Raw genomic sequence first — 15,295 nt, 5'->3', positions numbered from 1 at the left:
TGTGGTGTGATGAGGGTCGGCCTGATCGGGTGCGGCGCAATCGGCACGGCGTTGGCGCACATGATTGATATCGGTGAAGCAGGAAATGTCGAACTCAGCTGGGTCTATGACCTGAAACAGGAGTGCTCCCTGCGGTTGGCAGCTGGCTTAAAGCACCGGCCTAGAATACTGCACCACCATGAAGAAATTTTTGCGGAAAAAAATGCCGATATCGTTGTCGAGGCCGCTTCTCAGGAAGCAGTTAGGCAATATTCGCTTGGCATCCTCAGATCCGGAAAAGACCTCATCATCCTTAGCGTGGGGGCACTTTGCGACGATGAATTTCTCAGCCGCCTACGGGAGGAGTCAGAACGCCAGGGTAGGAAAATCTACGTTCCCTCGGGTGCGGTAATCGGGATAGATGGGGTGAAATCGGCCTCGCTCCGGAAAATTAGTACGGTTAGGCTTGTCACCAGAAAGCCCCCAGTTGCCTTCAAAGATAACGAATATCTCAGCAGAAAGGGCGTTAAGCTGTCCCATCTCCGCACCCCAAAAATAATCTTCACCGGCACCGCCCGGGAAGCTGTGAAGCTCTTCCCAGCCAGCGTGAATGTTGCGGCCACGTTGAGCTTAGCCGGAGTAGGTTTTGACAGGACGATGGTGACGATCGTAGCGGATCCAAGGATCAAGAGGAATATCCACGAGATCAGGATGGAGGGAGAATCTGGCGAGCTGATTGCTAGGTCTATCAACAAGCCGTTCCTCGAATCACCCCGGACCAGCTATCTGGCCGCGCTCTCGGCGGCGCGAACCTTGCGGAATCTGAGCGAGGCCATTCAGATCGGCACATAGTTAATATTCCTCCAGCTTCAGAGAATTCTGGTGTTTTACGATGGCGGACCGGTTACGGGAGGAAATCATAAAGTTGAAGGCGGAACGCGAGGCCATCATCTTGGCCCACAACTACCAGCGGGAGGAGATTCAGCTGCTTGCGGACTATATCGGCGACTCACTGGACCTAGCGAGGTATTCGACAAAGGTTAAGGAAAAAGTGGTGGCCTTCGCAGGAGTGGATTTCATGGCCCAGACCGCGGCGATGTTGAACCCGGATAAAACGGTGCTGATTCCCGATCCGATGGCCCGCTGCCCGATGGCGGCGCAGCTGCGGCTGGAGATGGTGCGGGAGGCCAGAAGAAGACATCCCGGGGCGGCCGTGGTCCTTTACATCAACACGCTCGCCGAGACCCGTGCCGAGGCTGACATCGTTTGCACCTCGGCCAACGCGACCCAGATAGTTAACGCCCTTGAGGAGGACGAGATCATCTTCGGTCCTGATAAAAATCTGGCGTGGTATGTTCAACAGCGGAGCGATAAAAGGATAATTCCGCTGCCCGATTTTGGCTACTGCTATGTCCACCGGATGTTCACAGCCGCCGACATCCTCCTCAAAAAGGAAAAGTACCCAGACGCGGAGGTGTTGGTTCATCCCGAATGCGACCCCGAGGTGCAGAGGCTGGCCAGCCACATCTGCAGCACCAGCCAGATGCTAGTCCGGGCCAAGGCTTCACCGGCGAAGAGATTCATCATCGCCACGGAGATAGGGATGGTGGAGAGGCTCAGGCGCGAGTTCCCGGATAAAGAGTTCGTCCCGGCGCTGGACACGGCGGTCTGCCAGCAGATGAAAAAGCACGACCTGCAGAAGCTGTACGAATCACTGCGCGATTTGAAGCACGTCGTGAAGGTGCCGCCGGATGTCGCCGCAAGAGCCCGCCGGGCAACTGAAAGGATGTTAGAGCTCTCGGGGAGGGCTACCGGTGACTGACATTTTTCTGCGAAAAAAAATTCGAGAGATGCTCGCCGAGGACTTCGGAAGAGGGGATGTCACCTCGGAAGTACTAATTAAACCGAACCTTCGCGCTAAGGCCGAGGTTATCTCAAAACAGGAGGGGATGCTGGCGGGAGCGAGAGAGGCGGCGATGATTTTTAGGGAAGTCGGAGTCAGGGCAAAAATTCGGCACCGCGATGGGGAAAACATCCAACCCGGTGACGTGGTATTGGAACTGGAAGGGCCGGCAAGAAAAATCTTGGGGGCCGAGCGGGTGGCGTTGAATCTGATGATGAGGATGAGCGGCATCGCCACGGTCACGCGGGAACTGATCGAGCGGGCAAGAAGGAAGAACCCCAAGATAGTAATAGCGGCGACGAGAAAAACCGCCCCGCTGCTGAAGTACTTCGATAAGCGCGCGGTAAAGGTTGCCGGCGGTTGGCCGCACCGTTTTGACCTGAGCGACCAAGTTCTGATCAAAGACAACCATCTGCGGCTGGTGGGTCCGATTACGATGGCGGTGAGGAAGTTTAAGGAACAGGGCAATTACGGAAAAATCGAGGTTGAGACTACAACGCCAGAAGAGGCGCTGGAGGCGGCCCGGGCTGGAGCCGACATCGTTATGTTGGATAACATGAGTCCAAGCCAAATCAGGCAGGCTATAAGACTTCTGGGGAGAGAAGGGTTGAGGAAAAGGGTCACCCTAGAAGCCTCAGGGGGAATAACTCCCGCGAACGTTGCCGAATATGCGACGACGGGGGTGGATATAATTTCGACTAGCTATATGACAATGCGCGCCTGCGCGATTGACATGTCATTGAAGGTGAAGGAAATCGTTGGGGTGAGGGGCCAAGCTAATCCGGTTTCTGGTGCCCGAAACCACAATCGTAAGCGTTTTTAAGCTAATCGGAGACAGAATAGCAGAAATTGAGGTGATTCTATGGCTGAATTGACGCCCAACGCTCAGAAGGTCTACGATGCGCTGAAGAAGCTAGGCGCGACAAGCCCAGAGGTGCTGAAGACTGCGGACGATGTTATGCGTACCGCGCACCTGCCCAAGGGCATGGTAAACAACGCACTGATGGAGCTCGTCGCGAAGGGCTTTGCTAAGCGCGTGGCCAGAGAAAAGGCGGCGGGATACCATCTGATCAAGTGACTACATTCGCCTGACCTAAATGTTTTTTATTTTTTGCCTCAGCCCTAGTGGTAACTAGGTTAAGAACAGAGTGGGCAACCTTGATGCGGAAACCAACGAGAATAAAAGTCCACTGAAGTAGGTTATGTTGGAACACGGTTTACCCAGTGAGGTGCTGAAATGAAACGGACCGGAACAGCGGAGCTCCCACTGCACTATGGGGCTTGTCCACCGTGGTTATTCCGGCGCATGGTGCGGCTATCCGGGGCCATCGCTGAGGCCATCGTGCTGGAGTACGGGACCGAGGAATTTTTGCGGAGGATGGCGGACCCATTCTTCTTCCAGTCACTCGGCTGCGTGGTCGGCTTCGACTTTCACTCCTCAGGTCTGACGACGACGCTCACGGGCGCCCTGAGGGAGGCGCTCAATCCTGAGGAACTGGGGATGGCCGTCTGCGGGGGTAAGGGAAGGGTATCAAAATCGGTGCCGCAGGAAATCCAAAGATTGGTCGATGTCTTCTCATTCAGCACCGCCAAGGCGGAGCGGCTTAAGTATGCCAGCAGAATGGCCGCGAAGGTGGACAACGCCTGTGTGCAGGACGGTTATCAGCTTTACCACCACGCCTTCATCGTCGACGAGCACGGGAACTGGGCCGTGGTCCAGCAGGGCATGAACCAAAGCTTTGCCCGGCGGTATCACTGGCTCTCCGAAAAAGTCGCCAGCTTCGTTGAAGAGCCACATGCCGGAATTATCGGTGACCGCGGGGAAAATACCGTGCTAGACATGACCGCGCGGGAAAGTGAGGAGTCCCGGAAGATTAGCGTGGATCTGGTGTGTGAAGGACCGAAAAAAATTTTGGCCGAGGTTCGCGAGGCAGGGCAGCGTTCTCTGGATGAGTTCACCGGGAGAAGGTCGGAGTACAAGCTGATAATGCCGCGCGGTCACACGATAACCAGTCTGTCGAAACAGACAATGATGGCCCTGCGGCGGGCTTATGAAATTCAGCCCCAGAACTACGAGGAGCTGGTGTCGCTTTCTGGAATCGGCCCCAAGGCGGTCAGAGCCTTGGCACTTGTCTCGGCGTTGATCTACGGAAAGCCGCCTTCATGGAGGGACCCGGTTCGATATTCATTTGCCCACGGTGGCAAGGACGGCGTCCCGTTTCCCGTGGACCGGCAGACCTATCAGAGGACAACGGAAATTCTCGAGGGCGCTATCGAGGCGGCTAGGTTCGGCAGCGAGGAAAAGATGAAGGCCATCCGCCGGCTCCATGAGTTCGTCGGCTGAACTGAGATCCTTTAATAATAGCAGTGAAATTTGATTTGGAGATAATCATGCCGAATGTGTCGGCTGCTGCTGAAGTTGAGATTGTAGAGGTTAAGGGCCTGGGATTGAAGAACCCGCTGATCATTACCGGTTTTGTTGGGGCGGGACTGGTGGGATCGATTGCCGTGGATCAGATCATCAATCAGCTGAAGATGGAAGAGGTGGCCTATGTCAAGTCCCGGCACCTGCCGCCGGTGGCGATCTTCGTCGGGGAAAAGTTGCGGCACCCCTTCCGAATTCACGCGAGCAAGAAGGACAATCTCTGCGCAGTGATCTGTGAGATTCCCCTGAAGGAGGAAGGGCTCTACTCGATATCTTCGGCGCTGCTTGACTGGGCCGAGAAGCAGGGTTCCAAGGAGATTTTGGTGCTCGAGGGGATACCGGTTCCGGGATTGCCCACCAATCGTCAGCCGTTCTGCGTTACCGAGCTCAGCAGATGTGAGCACTTCAAGGACCGCGGAATTAACCTGCTCCGCAAGGGCATCATCTACGGCATTGCGGGCGCCATCCTCAGCGAGTGCCTGACGCGAAAGATAGAAGGGACAGCCATCCTGACCCCGGCGATGGCCACGATTCCGGACCCCGAGGGTGCCGCGGTGCTAATCGATGCGCTGAATAAATCCCACGGGCTAAAGATAGACACTTCGGATCTAATCGCGGGTGCCACCGAGATCCGGGAAAAGCTGAGGGAAATCGCGGAGAACTACGAGAAGACCGCCGCGGCCGAACCCGAGAAGATGTACGCCTGAGCTGTTCGCATGGTCGTAAAGGACGACGCGGGACTAAAGTCGTTGTTAGACGTTAGGACCATCGCAGTCGTGGGGATGTCCAAGGACCCAAAAAAGTACAGTCGCAAAATTGGAGCTTACCTTAAGGGGCACGGTTACCACATCATTCCGGTCAACCCGACGGCCGAGGAGATTTTGGGGGAGAAGAGTTACCCGAGCCTGCTTGACATCCCGGAGGAGCTGCAGAAGGAGATAGGGTTGGTTGACATCTTCCGGCCCCCTGAGGACGTTCCTCTTATCGTGGCGCAGGCGGTTGAGCTGAGAAGGAGGCACGGCAGGCTCAGGGGAATCTGGATGCAGTTAGACATCGTCAACGAAGCAGCAGCCGAGCTGGCGGAAAATTCCGGGCTTGAGGTCGTCATGGACCGATGCATCATGGTTGAGCACAAGCGGCTCAAGCAGGCGGTACTTCAGGGGAAAGCGCCTGAGTGACGACAACGATCGAGTGCTCTAGGTAAGACAGAACATCCTTGCCGTGATAGGTGCGGTTGTGGCCCGGTAGAATTTCTTTTACCGATCCTCCGTTGGCCAGTTCCAGCAGCGAATTGAGCGAGTTCAGCTGCAAATGTAGGCTGGCCTCGTCCTCCATTTGCAGGGTCATGCTCTCAAGCTCAAAGGTCATGTCCAGCGGGTCTCTGTCGTCCTCTGGGTAGCAGATCGTGGTGTCCCCAGTGAAGAGCGTCCTCGTTTTCACGTGGAGAAAGCTCAGGCTTCCGTAGGTGTGCCCTGGCGTCGGAATCACCTGTAGGCCGAAGATCGTTTCTCCCCCGTAGAGCAGTTCCGTGGGGGTGTAGCCGGTGTAGGCGAAGTCACTGGGGACGCCCGGGAAATTCATACCCATCTGGATAAGATACGAGTCGGCTACAGAGGCATAGACAGGCATGCCTTCCTCAACGAAGTAATGCCCGGCACCGGCGTGGTCGGCGTGACCGTGGGTCAGCAGCACGGCCAATATTGAACTGTGGGGGAACCTTTTGCCGATCTCCTGCCTGAGTTCGGAATACAGGCTTTCGCTGCCGCAGTCAACTAAGACAATTCCCTCCTTTAGGTTGATGACGTAGACATTGACCTTGTAGAAAGAACCGGGCGGGGCGCCCAGCTCGGGCGAGAGCGGAAGGTACTCTTCGAACCTCGTTATGCCGCCTCGTTCTTGGTAGCTCTTTATTTCAGATTTCTTCGGCTTGGCTTGGGCAAGAGAAGGAGCGGTCGCCAGAACAATCGCGGTAATGAGAAAGATAGCGGTCGAAATTTTAATGGCCCTGGCATTCATTGAGCCGCTTTTCGGGCTTATCTTGGTCGACATCACCTCAGCGTTCGTTTTTCCCCCATATAAACCAATCTTTTTCGGCGGTGAAACAACCGTGGCTTCATTTAGGGACCAATTTTGCCGAGGTTAAACCTTAATAATGGAGATTTCAGACGTTAAAACGGTCCCGCGGTAACTCAGCCTGGTAGAGTGGTCGGCTGTAGACCCAGGCCGCGCTGAAACCGACAGAATTGAAAGATTCCGGTAAATGTCGGGAGTTCAAACGCGGTTGAAGCCGCTGAGACTCTCCCCCGCGGGACCACGCAAAACTTTTAAAAACCCCGATGGGACAATAATTTTGGTTGGCGGCCATAGCGGCGAGGAAATACCCGGTCTCGTCCGATCCCGGAAGTCAAGCTCGCCTGCGTGTCGGGGTGTACTCTTGTGCGCAGGCCAAGGGGAAACCCGATTCGCTGCCAACCGCTCATTAATTTTTTCTGGCAGTAAAAGCCCGGATTTTTCTTCAGTTTCGTGGCATTCACTTTCACAACTAGGGAGAAAATTTATCGGACTATTCTTACAGAGCATTGAAAGGGACATGCCGAAAATATTCACGGTTGGATATGGAAACCAGCACTTTGAGGATTTTGTCAGGCTTCTCAAGCGCCTCGGCGTGAAGCGCGTGATCGACGTAAGGCGCTTCCCAACTTCGAGGTGGCCAGAGTTCGTGAAGGGGAGCTTGCAATCCAGCCTGCCGGCTAGAGGAATCGACTACGTTCACCTGGAGGAGCTGGGAGGATACCGGGGCGGCTATGAGAAGTATACGAAAACGAAAGAGTTCAAAGGTGGGTTAGAAAAACTCGTAAGGATTGCGGGCGAGAGCCCTTCCGTGATCATGTGCGTGGAACCACATCCCGGGGCTTGTCACCGGCGCTTCTTGGCGGAGAAACTGGAAAATCTCGGTTGGGAGGTGGTTCACATCGACGCCAAGGGTGAGATCTTGGATTATCCTAAAAAACCTGTTTCAAGGAGTTAATCCTGTGGACGTTATCCGAGAATTCGACCCCTGGCACGACCCGCTTTGCACCTGCCCTAAAAAGTACGGGTTAAATCCCTACACAGGGTGCGAACATGGGTGTCTCTACTGCTATATCACCTCCTACATTCCGCGGGCATTCGAGTGCAGGCCGAAGCACAACTTGATTGCAAGGATTGAACGCGATCTTAAGCAAATCGATCGCGGCCGAGTTATAAGCATGTCCAACAGCTCTGATCCTTACCCGCCGATGGAGGCAAAGCTGGGGCTAACGCGCTCGTGCCTGAGACTTTTCTCCCGAGAGAACTGTAAGGTGCAGGTGATAACCAAGTCAAACCTCGTCACGCGGGATCTAGATCTCCTCTCGAAGATGCGGGTGGTGGTGAGTTTCACCATAGTGACGCTTGACCAAGAACTCAGCCAGAAACTAGAGCCGAATGCACCCTCGCCAAAGAAAAGATTGGAGGCCATGAAGCGTCTTTCAGATGCAGGGGTTCCGGTATCATTGAGGGTGGACCCGGTCATCCCTTACCTCACCAACGGCGGGGCGGTAGACGTAATCAAAGCCGCGGCCCGCCATGGTGTCAGGCACGTGACCTCCTCCACCTTCAAGCCAAGACCTGACAGCTGGCGGCGCATTCAGAACGCCTTTCCCAGTATTGCCTCCAAGCTGAGGCCACTGTATTTCGAGCGCGGGCGACGACACCACAACTGCTGGTACCTTCCGCAGGAACTCCGACGGAGATTGATGGATGAGATTAGACAGGCATGCGATGGGGAGGGGCTCACGTTTGCCACCTGCCGGGAGGGGTTGGCCAAGATAGGGGTTGGTGCGAGCTGCGACGGTAGCCATCTGATCGGTCAGAGGTTTTTCAGCAAGCGCCCGGTTCTGTGAGATGGTAGCCAGCCGCCCAACTTATGGAACACCGCCAAGTTGTCCGGAGAGGGCGCGGGATGTAGTTGTTGGTTCATCAATTAGGTTCTTTGAGGCCAAGGAACTTTGCTCCCGAAGCGGGCCAAGTTGGTTGAGTGGCAGAAAAAGTTTAAACGTTAGGAAAAACCGAGTAGCTCACGGGCCCTGGTGGTGTAGCCCGGTCTAACATGGAGCCCTGTCGAGGCTCCGCCCCGGGTTCAAATCCCGGCCAGGGAGCATTGTCTCCGCCGATGGGCGCCATATTAGCCCAGGGCCCGCGAAATCCAGCTGTCGCTTGCAGTGCTCCTTTAAACCCCCACCGAAAGCAATATTTAAGCGAAACACAACATCTTGAAAGACGATTTTGGTGTTGGTATGCAGGTGGAAATCAGAAAACTCGATGGGGATGAGATGGAGTTCGTGCTCTCGGACGCGAGCCCCGCCGTTGCCAACTCAATCCGAAGAGCTGCTCTGCGAGACGTCCCGATTATGGCAATTGATGAGGTGGAGTTCAAGGCGAATGATTCTGCAATGTACGACGAGATAATCGCCCACCGGCTCGCCATGGTGCCTATCACCACCCCGGCCAAGGGATACGTGCTTCCGAGCGAGTGTGGTTGCCGCGAGGGGCGCTGTGAGAAGTGCTCCGCGGAGCTCGAACTTAAGGCCGAGGGTCCGGGCATGGTCTACAGCGGGTCGCTCAACCCCTCAGATGAAGAGGTAAGGCCGGTCAACAGTTCCATCCCGATCGTGCGGCTGGAGAATGGGCAGAGGCTGGAGCTCGTGGCCATCGCGCGTCTAGGACTGGGCCGGGAGCACGCGAAGTGGCAGCCTGGGATCGTGGCCTACAAGTACATGCCGGTTCTCGAGTTTGATCCCAAGCTATGCAATGCCTGCGGTGATTGCGTTAAGGCCTGTCCTAAGGACATTCTCGAGATCGTGGAGAAAAAGGTCCGGGTTAAGGACCTGACACGGTGCACCATGTGCAAGGCCTGTGCTGAGGCCTGCTCCTCCAAGGCGGTCAAAGTTTCAGGTGATCCGACCAAGTTCATTTTCAAGGTTGAATCCACAGGGTCGCTACCACCTGACCAAATAATACTGAAGGCGGTCGAGTCCCTCCAGGCTAGGTTTGAGGAATTCCCCAAGCTGGTCAAAAAGCTCTGATTTTTAAAAGGAAAACGCGATAATTCTGCTGGCGCGGGGGTAGCCTAGCCAGGTCAATGGCCCTGAAGCCGACCCAAGGCGCCAGCTTGAGGGGCTGGTCTCGAAGGAGTTCGGGGGTTCAAATCCCCTCCCCCGCACCACTTTTTGTAACAATAACGGCCAACTAAGCGGCAAGGGAAAGGCGAAGAGAACAAATAAAAATGGGGGGTGTTTTCACGGGATCCTTTTCAGAGGTGTGTTCACACGTTTTCCTTATTAGCTCCAGAGGCCGCGCAAGCCGGCACTCCTCACAGATGTAGTCGGCTTTCTCGGTTTTTCCGCAATAGGTGCAAGTTGCCAGGCCTTGAGCCTCTTCAAGTTCCTTGCCGCACAAAACGCAGGACAGCTTAAACATTTTTTTCAGCAAGTCCATCGCCCTGTGGGCTATTAAATTTTTGCTAAAAGGAAAGGGCAGATTCGATTAAATCCGCCAATTCGGCAAAATTTAGCTGAACGATCGTAAAAACTTGGTTCTGGATGTGGATTGTGTCAGGCTCTGGAAGCGCTCCCTCTGCAGATTTTGCTCATCTTCTGCCCACAGGCATCACGTAAAGCGGCTTCTCGTTCTCCGGAGCCGTCAGGACCCTCTGGACTTGGTCTTCGTAAAAGCCCCCAACGGGCACCGTGCCGAGCCCCAACGCCGTCGCCTGCAAGCAAACGTTCTGGGCCGCGTGACCCGCCTCCATGTGTACGTATTGAATCCCCCGTTCTCCGTACTTCACCGTGGTCCGCTCGTAGACACCAACGATGACGATGTTCGCCGCGGCCGCTTTAACCCAGGCCTGACCCAGCGCGGCGGCACAGAGTTCATCCCGATGGTCGCCACTCTGGATTTTGACCATCTCGTGGCCCTGAGGCCGGTACTTGTAGATGCCCGCCTCCAAGTTCTCCACGTCTCCGGCGACCAAGTAGACCTCGAGCGGGTATAGGCCGCCCGCGGAAGGCGCTGTCCTGAACCCGCGCGGGTCGGTGATCCCCTGCGCCGCCCAGAGCAGCTGCGAGACCTCAGCCAGCGTCAGCGGCTCCCCGGCGTATTCACGGATCGATCTTCTCAGGAGCAGTGATGCCTCTAAGGAAAAGTCGCTATCGAGGCGAGGTGGCGGTAAGACAATAACCGTTTCATTCTCCACGGTGAACTCTGCTGCCTGTTCGGGATAAACTCGGGTGAAGAGGAGGGCCAGCAAAAGCACGGCGGCTCCGACGAGGACTAAGACCGCCCCAGCCAGCTTCCTCAGCAATGCTAATCACCCCACTGAAAATATGTCGCGCCAAGTTAATTAACCGGCTTGTTGAAAAACATCCCTTGGCTTTACGGCCTTTGAAACAAAAAGTTGAATTGGCTTCAACCGGAAAGAAAAATGGTATCCTCATGAGATTTTTTAAGCGGGAGAAGAAGCACCCCTACTGGTGGGACAGAAAGATCTCGCCAAGATCTCGGAAATGATATCATCATCGATGATTGCGGGCAAAATTGCTGGGTTAATCCAGCTCGGGAACCGCTTGCTCAAGCACGCTTGGCAGGGGCCAGTGCCTTGTCCTTAGCCAGCGACGCATAAGCTTCATGGAGATCGGTGATCGATATCAACTCGTCTTCCACGCCGCCGCTGGAGTGCAGCGTCGCCCGCAGCGCCTTTTTAACCCTAACCACACCCGCACTCTGCAACTCCTGCAGCCCCTTGTTGAGCTGTCCCAGATCCAGCTTCCTCGGGCCCGCCGCCGTGGCCTGCAAGGTAAGTTCTTGGACGAGTTCGGATTTCCAGATGGCGCCGTGATAGTGAATCAGAGCCCTGACGGTATCCAGCTTGATTTTGGTCAAACCGCCCTCGCTTTCCTTGGCGAGTAGCTCCCGTACGACTTTTTTGATGTCCGCTTTCATTGACGTCATTTTCTAATCTCCTCGGTGGTGTTTAAACATGATTGTCGACCGCTCAGACCAGCAGCCAAGGGTTCCCGATCCTGACCTTTTGCAGTCCCTCCTCCCGGCAAATCTCGAGGAACCTCTCAGCGTCCTCCTTTTTGGTGAACGGCATGTCCTCCATATGGTGAAGGGGATGAAAAGCGAGAAGCGAGTAAGGTATGGTGGAGTCGAGGTCGGCTATGAACGACGCCAGCGATCGGATTTCTTCGTCATCGACGTAGCCCGGCACGAGCAAAGTGCTAGCACGAGCCAGCGGCACCTCGGGGCGCCGAGAGTGCTGCCTCGCCAGCCAGCTGAAGTTGTCATATGCTGCACGGTGGTCGACGCCCGAGAGGGCGTAGAGGATTTCCGGCGACCAGCATTTAAGGTCTGCCTTCACCCCGCCCCCGCTGACAAGGGAGAGCTCGGTGAACTTCTCTAGGCTGCTGCGGTTCATGCTAAGGTTGGTTTCAAGACAGACCCGCAGGAGGCGCCCCTCCTTCTCCGCGGCCTCCCGCATCACCCTTGCCGAGGCGATCACAAAGGGCATCTGGCTGGATGGGTCGCCGCCGAAGTAGCAGGCGCAGCCGACCCGCTCATCGGCTTTCTCGGCAAGTTGCCCGGCGCTGATCGTCGGAAATCCGGCAACGGTCAGCTCGTGGTAGCCGTAGTTCTGGCAGTAGAGGCAGTTGTAGGTGCAGCTGCCGAGAAAAATGGAGAGGTTGAAGTAACCGATGTCGCCCTGAGGCGTCCGGCACCACTTGGGATAACCCGCCCCGCCAGATCCTGCACAGAAATCTGCCGGCACGCAGTTGGTGGGAAGCGGATCATAGTACCAAGTCAGGAGCCCCTTCTCCGGAGTGCCGAACCTCCTGACCAGCTTTCCCTCGAGATTTTCGACCACACCGCAGAGACCCTTCCTGCCTACAGATATCCTGCAGCGGTTGCCGCAATCGTTGCACTCAACACCACTCCCGTCTCGCGGGGGCTCAGGAGGCAGCCCGTGTTTACGTCTGACTCTGGCGTGAGCGGCGCTGAGATAAGGCTTGGCCTCATCGAAGTGCTCGCGCACGCAGGTGGGGCAAACCCCTAAGGCCTCTGAAATGTAGTTGGCCTCCAGATCGCAGAGCTGACACCTGCTCTTATAGCCGCGCCTCGTGGTGAAGAAACCGTCCATAACCTAAAGCCACAACTAAAGGTTATCCTAAAACGATAAAATTCTTCTGTAAAAACAGGGTTTGCCGGTTCAAAAGTCGATACAGCAAAGGCTAAAATAGGCAAGTTCAACTTATGAGTGTATTACTGAGGAGTGTTGTTGGATGTTCGATGCCAAAAAATTTGTTCAGGAAAAGGTTGAATGGTTGAAGGAGACAATTGGGGAAGAAAAGGCCTTCGCCGCCGTCTCGGGAGGAGTGGACAGCGTGGTTTCCGCGATGCTCGGCCACATGGCCATAGGCGATCGGCTGACGGTGGTTTTCCTAGACGATGGATTGATGCGGGAGGGGGAGCCGCAGCAGGTCTACAGCCGTCTGAAGCAGCTGGGGCTAAACGCCAAGGTCTATCGTCTCTGGGACGATTTCTTTGCGGCGTTGAAAGGGCTGACAGACCCTGAGGAAAAGCGGAAGGCCTTCCGTGAGGTCTTCTACCGGTCGCTGGGCAAAATCGCTGAGGAGCTCGGTGCCAAGTTCATGGTCCAGGGCACCATCGCGGCCGATGTGATTGAGACCAAGGCCGGGGTAAAAACCCAGCATAATGTTCTGGAGCAGATAAATGTTCATCCTTTGGAAAGGTATGGACTGAAGATTCTCGAACCCCTGAAGGACCTCTACAAACATGAGGTCCGGGCCGTTGCTAAGGCACTCGGGATGAAGGTTGAAGCGGTGAGAAGGCCCTTCCCCGGCCCGGGACTCTCCATCCGGGTCATCGGCGAAGTGACCCCGGAGCGGGTGGAGCTGGTCCGAAGGGCGACAAAGGTGGTAGAGGAGGAGACGAAGAATATATCCTGTTTCCAGGCCTTCGCCGTGCTGCTCCAGGACCGGGCCACCGGAGTCTCCAAGGACCTCGAGAGAAAATACGGAGAGATTGTAGTTATCCGGGCGGTAAAATCGAAGGACGCCATGACTGCAGAACCCGTCGCCTTCCCTTGGAAAGTGCTGCGCCGGATCGAGCGGAGGATAAGGGAGGTGAACCCCTCAGTTACTCACGTTCTCTATGACCTGACTGGCAAGCCACCGGCGACAATCGAGTTCGAGTAGAAAGAGCTGGTAGATGGAATGACCAAGCTGCCTCTCCTCAAGGAAGCGCTGGAAAATGCCGTCGTCGTCAAGATGGGGAAATATGAATACTTCGTAAACCCCACGCAGGGGGTGGCGCCGCCGCTCAAGCCCGAGCTACTGCAGGAGATCGCCCAAAGGATAGTCGAGCTGGCCGATTTCAACGTCGACAGGATCGTGACCATCGAGGCCATGGGTATCCACGTCTCGGCGTTGGTGGCCACGATGACCAAGGTCCCCATCATCATCGCCAGAAAGAAGAAGTTCAACCTGCCCGGGGAAATTGAGGTCAAGGTGAAAAAGAGCTACCGCAGAGTTGCCGGAAAGGAGACAGTACAGAAGTTCTACATCAACTCGGTCAAAAAGGGAGACCGGGTGATAATAATTGACGACGTCATGTCCACAGGCGGCACCGTTTCTGGGGTAATTCAGGGGCTGAAGAAGGTCGGTGTAATTGTCAAGGACGTGATCATCGTGATGAACCGCGGGCGGGGTCCTGAGAGGGTAAAAAAGGAAACTGGGCTGGATGTGAAAACGCTGGCCGACGTGGAAATCAAAAACAGTAAGGTCCACGTCATCAGAATTGATTGAACGGCAGAAGCTATCTACAGTGACCTCCGCTCGTACCTGATCTTCAGCGTTTCACCTTTACCCCATTCGAACACCGGGACGTTTCTCCTCAATTTTTTGAATTTCTCCCCGAGCGCGTGCGCGACAATGGGAAGCGCTATGGTGGCGTCGGCGTAGCACATCACTTTTTTGGCCCGAAGATTGATCTTGCCCCATGATTGCGCCTCCTCAAAGGTACATCCAGACAGCCCTCCCCACATCGGCATGTCCGTCGATATCTGCAGGGCATACTTGTGGCTGCGGTCGTGGCGCGTCTGGTAGCCAGCGATCACCGCCGTCTGCTGGATGAAGTTCTTGGGTACGCCCCCACCGATGTAGATGACCGATGTGGTGTCAGCCACTTCAGTTATCCGCGAGCTCTCATCAACATCCTTGAGAGAATCCAGGATTATCCTCCGGCCCCGCCTCCTGTTGGCGAACATGATGGAAAAGCCCAGCGAGCTGTCGTTCAGCGCCGGGCAGAAGACTGGCACGCCGCTGTGGTAGGCGCTCAAGACGATGGAATCCTCCTCCGCACCGTAGCTGTCGAGGAACTTGCCCAGCTCATAAATTATCTCTCGAGATGAGTAGCGATACATGTCGGACAGGTTGGGGCAGAACTCCTTTTCGATCCAGAGATCCGTTTGATAAAACTCGGTTTCGTCAGCGAAAACATCGTAAATCCTGTCAACGTAACACTTCCTCAGCTTGACGTCGTCGACCATGTGGCTCCCGATATAATGTTTCTTCCCCCTCGCCTCGTGGACGTCATGGTAGAGGTTGGCGCCGGTCGAGACCAAGACATCGATCATCCGGCGCTTAATCAAGTAGGCGATCACCCTCCTCATCCCTGCAGGAACCATCGCCCCGGCTAGGCCCAACCAAATCGTGTTCTGTTTTTCCCGGAGCATTCTGGCCCAAACATCGACGGCCTCCCCGAGCTTTCGGCCCTGGAATCCAACCCCAAGCATTCCATCCGTTAAATCGCTGATGCTGCGTCCGGGGTGAACTTCAATCGGGTGGGTCGGCTTTTTCAGAAATTTTGATCGCATGAAATAAAATAGG

At 55.5% G+C, this 15,295-nt stretch carries 17 protein-coding genes, 3 tRNA genes and 1 rRNA gene; 16 read left to right on the top strand and 5 right to left on the bottom strand.

The window, feature by feature from the left end; translation table 11 throughout:
- Positions 1 to 9 precede the first annotated feature (9 nt).
- The 7 genes from ACP5PX_RS02680 to ACP5PX_RS02650 all read left to right on the top strand — a co-directional run bounded on the left by ACP5PX_RS02680 (position 10) and on the right by ACP5PX_RS02650 (position 5,485).
- Positions 10 to 831 (top strand): aspartate dehydrogenase, encoded by an 822-nt coding sequence (locus ACP5PX_RS02680; RefSeq protein ID WP_428083706.1) that lies wholly within the window; start codon positions 10 to 12, stop codon positions 829 to 831.
- A gap of 40 nt (positions 832 to 871) precedes the next feature.
- Positions 872 to 1,801 (top strand): quinolinate synthase NadA, encoded by a 930-nt coding sequence (gene nadA / locus ACP5PX_RS02675; protein ID WP_428083704.1) that lies wholly within the window; start codon positions 872 to 874, stop codon positions 1,799 to 1,801.
- Positions 1,794 to 2,705: a carboxylating nicotinate-nucleotide diphosphorylase gene (gene nadC / locus ACP5PX_RS02670; RefSeq protein WP_428083702.1), complete on the top strand. Its 912-nt coding sequence runs from the start codon at positions 1,794 to 1,796 to the stop codon at positions 2,703 to 2,705. The genes nadA and nadC overlap by 8 nt, the downstream gene beginning before the upstream one ends.
- Before the next feature lie 39 nt (positions 2,706 to 2,744).
- Positions 2,745 to 2,960, top strand: coding sequence for a transcriptional regulator (locus ACP5PX_RS02665; RefSeq protein ID WP_428083700.1), 216 nt, complete (start codon positions 2,745 to 2,747; stop codon positions 2,958 to 2,960).
- Between the two features lie 159 nt (positions 2,961 to 3,119).
- Positions 3,120 to 4,226 (top strand): DUF763 domain-containing protein, encoded by a 1,107-nt coding sequence (locus tag ACP5PX_RS02660; protein ID WP_428083698.1) that lies wholly within the window; start codon positions 3,120 to 3,122, stop codon positions 4,224 to 4,226.
- A 47-nt stretch (positions 4,227 to 4,273) separates the two neighbouring features.
- Positions 4,274 to 5,014 carry a proteasome assembly chaperone family protein gene (locus ACP5PX_RS02655; protein ID WP_428083696.1) on the top strand — a complete coding sequence of 247 codons (741 nt, stop codon included), beginning with the start codon at positions 4,274 to 4,276 and terminating at the stop codon, positions 5,012 to 5,014.
- Positions 5,015 to 5,023: 9 nt separating this feature from the next.
- Positions 5,024 to 5,485: a CoA-binding protein gene (locus ACP5PX_RS02650; RefSeq protein ID WP_428083694.1), complete on the top strand. Its 462-nt coding sequence runs from the start codon at positions 5,024 to 5,026 to the stop codon at positions 5,483 to 5,485.
- Here ACP5PX_RS02650 and ACP5PX_RS02645 read toward each other — a convergent pair.
- The gene (locus ACP5PX_RS02645; protein WP_428083692.1) at positions 5,448 to 6,356 is read right to left on the bottom strand and encodes an MBL fold metallo-hydrolase; all 909 of its coding nucleotides are present in this window, start codon (positions 6,354 to 6,356) and stop codon (positions 5,448 to 5,450) included. The genes ACP5PX_RS02650 and ACP5PX_RS02645 overlap by 38 nt on opposite strands.
- Positions 6,357 to 6,485: 129 nt before the next feature.
- Here ACP5PX_RS02645 and ACP5PX_RS02640 point away from each other — a divergent pair.
- The 7 genes from ACP5PX_RS02640 (at position 6,486) to ACP5PX_RS02610 (ending at position 9,552) form a co-directional block, all read left to right on the top strand.
- A tRNA-Tyr gene (locus ACP5PX_RS02640) sits at positions 6,486 to 6,621 on the top strand.
- A 39-nt stretch (positions 6,622 to 6,660) separates the two neighbouring features.
- Positions 6,661 to 6,781 (top strand): 5S ribosomal RNA (gene rrf, locus ACP5PX_RS02635).
- Between the two features lie 116 nt (positions 6,782 to 6,897).
- The gene (locus ACP5PX_RS02630) at positions 6,898 to 7,335 is read left to right on the top strand and encodes a DUF488 family protein (RefSeq protein WP_428083690.1); all 438 of its coding nucleotides are present in this window, start codon (positions 6,898 to 6,900) and stop codon (positions 7,333 to 7,335) included.
- A gap of 4 nt (positions 7,336 to 7,339) precedes the next feature.
- Positions 7,340 to 8,230, top strand: a complete 891-nt coding sequence (locus tag ACP5PX_RS02625) for an SPL family radical SAM protein (protein ID WP_428083688.1) — start codon at positions 7,340 to 7,342, stop codon at positions 8,228 to 8,230.
- 180 nt (positions 8,231 to 8,410) lie between these two features.
- A tRNA-Asp gene (locus tag ACP5PX_RS02620) sits at positions 8,411 to 8,509 on the top strand.
- A 114-nt stretch (positions 8,510 to 8,623) separates the two neighbouring features.
- Complete coding sequence (locus ACP5PX_RS02615) at positions 8,624 to 9,412, top strand: DNA-directed RNA polymerase subunit D (protein WP_428083686.1); 789 nt, start codon at positions 8,624 to 8,626, stop codon at positions 9,410 to 9,412.
- Positions 9,413 to 9,445: 33 nt separating this feature from the next.
- Positions 9,446 to 9,552: transfer RNA gene (locus ACP5PX_RS02610), tRNA-Leu, on the top strand.
- A gap of 423 nt (positions 9,553 to 9,975) precedes the next feature.
- On the opposite strand, the gene ACP5PX_RS02605 is transcribed toward ACP5PX_RS02610, so the two are convergent.
- The 3 genes from ACP5PX_RS02605 to ACP5PX_RS02595 all read right to left on the bottom strand — a co-directional run bounded on the left by ACP5PX_RS02605 (position 9,976) and on the right by ACP5PX_RS02595 (position 12,525).
- Positions 9,976 to 10,689, bottom strand: coding sequence for a SagB/ThcOx family dehydrogenase (locus tag ACP5PX_RS02605; RefSeq protein ID WP_428083684.1), 714 nt, complete (start codon positions 10,687 to 10,689; stop codon positions 9,976 to 9,978).
- Positions 10,690 to 10,955: 266 nt separating this feature from the next.
- The gene (locus tag ACP5PX_RS02600; RefSeq protein ID WP_428083682.1) at positions 10,956 to 11,327 is read right to left on the bottom strand and encodes a hypothetical protein; all 372 of its coding nucleotides are present in this window, start codon (positions 11,325 to 11,327) and stop codon (positions 10,956 to 10,958) included.
- Between the two features lie 52 nt (positions 11,328 to 11,379).
- Complete coding sequence (locus ACP5PX_RS02595) at positions 11,380 to 12,525, bottom strand: radical SAM protein (protein ID WP_428083680.1); 1,146 nt, start codon at positions 12,523 to 12,525, stop codon at positions 11,380 to 11,382.
- A gap of 142 nt (positions 12,526 to 12,667) precedes the next feature.
- On the opposite strand from ACP5PX_RS02595, the gene ACP5PX_RS02590 reads away from it, so the two are divergent.
- The gene (locus ACP5PX_RS02590; RefSeq protein WP_428083678.1) at positions 12,668 to 13,603 is read left to right on the top strand and encodes an ExsB family transcriptional regulator; all 936 of its coding nucleotides are present in this window, start codon (positions 12,668 to 12,670) and stop codon (positions 13,601 to 13,603) included.
- An 18-nt stretch (positions 13,604 to 13,621) separates the two neighbouring features.
- Positions 13,622 to 14,212 (top strand): adenine phosphoribosyltransferase, encoded by a 591-nt coding sequence (locus ACP5PX_RS02585; RefSeq protein WP_428083676.1) that lies wholly within the window; start codon positions 13,622 to 13,624, stop codon positions 14,210 to 14,212.
- Between the two features lie 14 nt (positions 14,213 to 14,226).
- On the opposite strand, the gene ACP5PX_RS02580 is transcribed toward ACP5PX_RS02585, so the two are convergent.
- The gene (locus ACP5PX_RS02580) at positions 14,227 to 15,282 is read right to left on the bottom strand and encodes a deoxyhypusine synthase (protein WP_428083761.1); all 1,056 of its coding nucleotides are present in this window, start codon (positions 15,280 to 15,282) and stop codon (positions 14,227 to 14,229) included.
- Positions 15,283 to 15,295 lie beyond the last annotated feature (13 nt).

The organism is Hadarchaeum sp. (SeqCode), assembly GCF_049969415.1.
Taxonomy (GTDB): domain Archaea; phylum Hadarchaeota; class Hadarchaeia; order Hadarchaeales; family Hadarchaeaceae; genus Hadarchaeum.
The sequence above is the reverse complement of the archived record's forward strand: the minus strand, read 5'-3'. Positions and strand labels throughout refer to the sequence as shown.

Coding starts and splice junctions, on each gene's coding strand:
- ACP5PX_RS02680 (WP_428083706.1), top strand. CDS start 10: ATGAGGGTCGGCCTGATCGGGTGCGGCGCAATCGGCACGGCGTTGGCG.
- nadA (WP_428083704.1), top strand. CDS start 872: ATGGCGGACCGGTTACGGGAGGAAATCATAAAGTTGAAGGCGGAACGC.
- ACP5PX_RS02665 (WP_428083700.1), top strand. CDS start 2,745: ATGGCTGAATTGACGCCCAACGCTCAGAAGGTCTACGATGCGCTGAAG.
- ACP5PX_RS02660 (WP_428083698.1), top strand. CDS start 3,120: ATGAAACGGACCGGAACAGCGGAGCTCCCACTGCACTATGGGGCTTGT.
- ACP5PX_RS02655 (WP_428083696.1), top strand. CDS start 4,274: ATGCCGAATGTGTCGGCTGCTGCTGAAGTTGAGATTGTAGAGGTTAAG.
- ACP5PX_RS02650 (WP_428083694.1), top strand. CDS start 5,024: ATGGTCGTAAAGGACGACGCGGGACTAAAGTCGTTGTTAGACGTTAGG.
- ACP5PX_RS02645 (WP_428083692.1), bottom strand. CDS start 6,356: ATGTCGACCAAGATAAGCCCGAAAAGCGGCTCAATGAATGCCAGGGCC.
- ACP5PX_RS02630 (WP_428083690.1), top strand. CDS start 6,898: ATGCCGAAAATATTCACGGTTGGATATGGAAACCAGCACTTTGAGGAT.
- ACP5PX_RS02615 (WP_428083686.1), top strand. CDS start 8,624: ATGCAGGTGGAAATCAGAAAACTCGATGGGGATGAGATGGAGTTCGTG.
- ACP5PX_RS02600 (WP_428083682.1), bottom strand. CDS start 11,327: ATGAAAGCGGACATCAAAAAAGTCGTACGGGAGCTACTCGCCAAGGAA.
- ACP5PX_RS02595 (WP_428083680.1), bottom strand. CDS start 12,525: ATGGACGGTTTCTTCACCACGAGGCGCGGCTATAAGAGCAGGTGTCAG.
- ACP5PX_RS02590 (WP_428083678.1), top strand. CDS start 12,668: ATGTTCGATGCCAAAAAATTTGTTCAGGAAAAGGTTGAATGGTTGAAG.
- ACP5PX_RS02585 (WP_428083676.1), top strand. CDS start 13,622: ATGACCAAGCTGCCTCTCCTCAAGGAAGCGCTGGAAAATGCCGTCGTC.
- ACP5PX_RS02580 (WP_428083761.1), bottom strand. CDS start 15,282: ATGCGATCAAAATTTCTGAAAAAGCCGACCCACCCGATTGAAGTTCAC.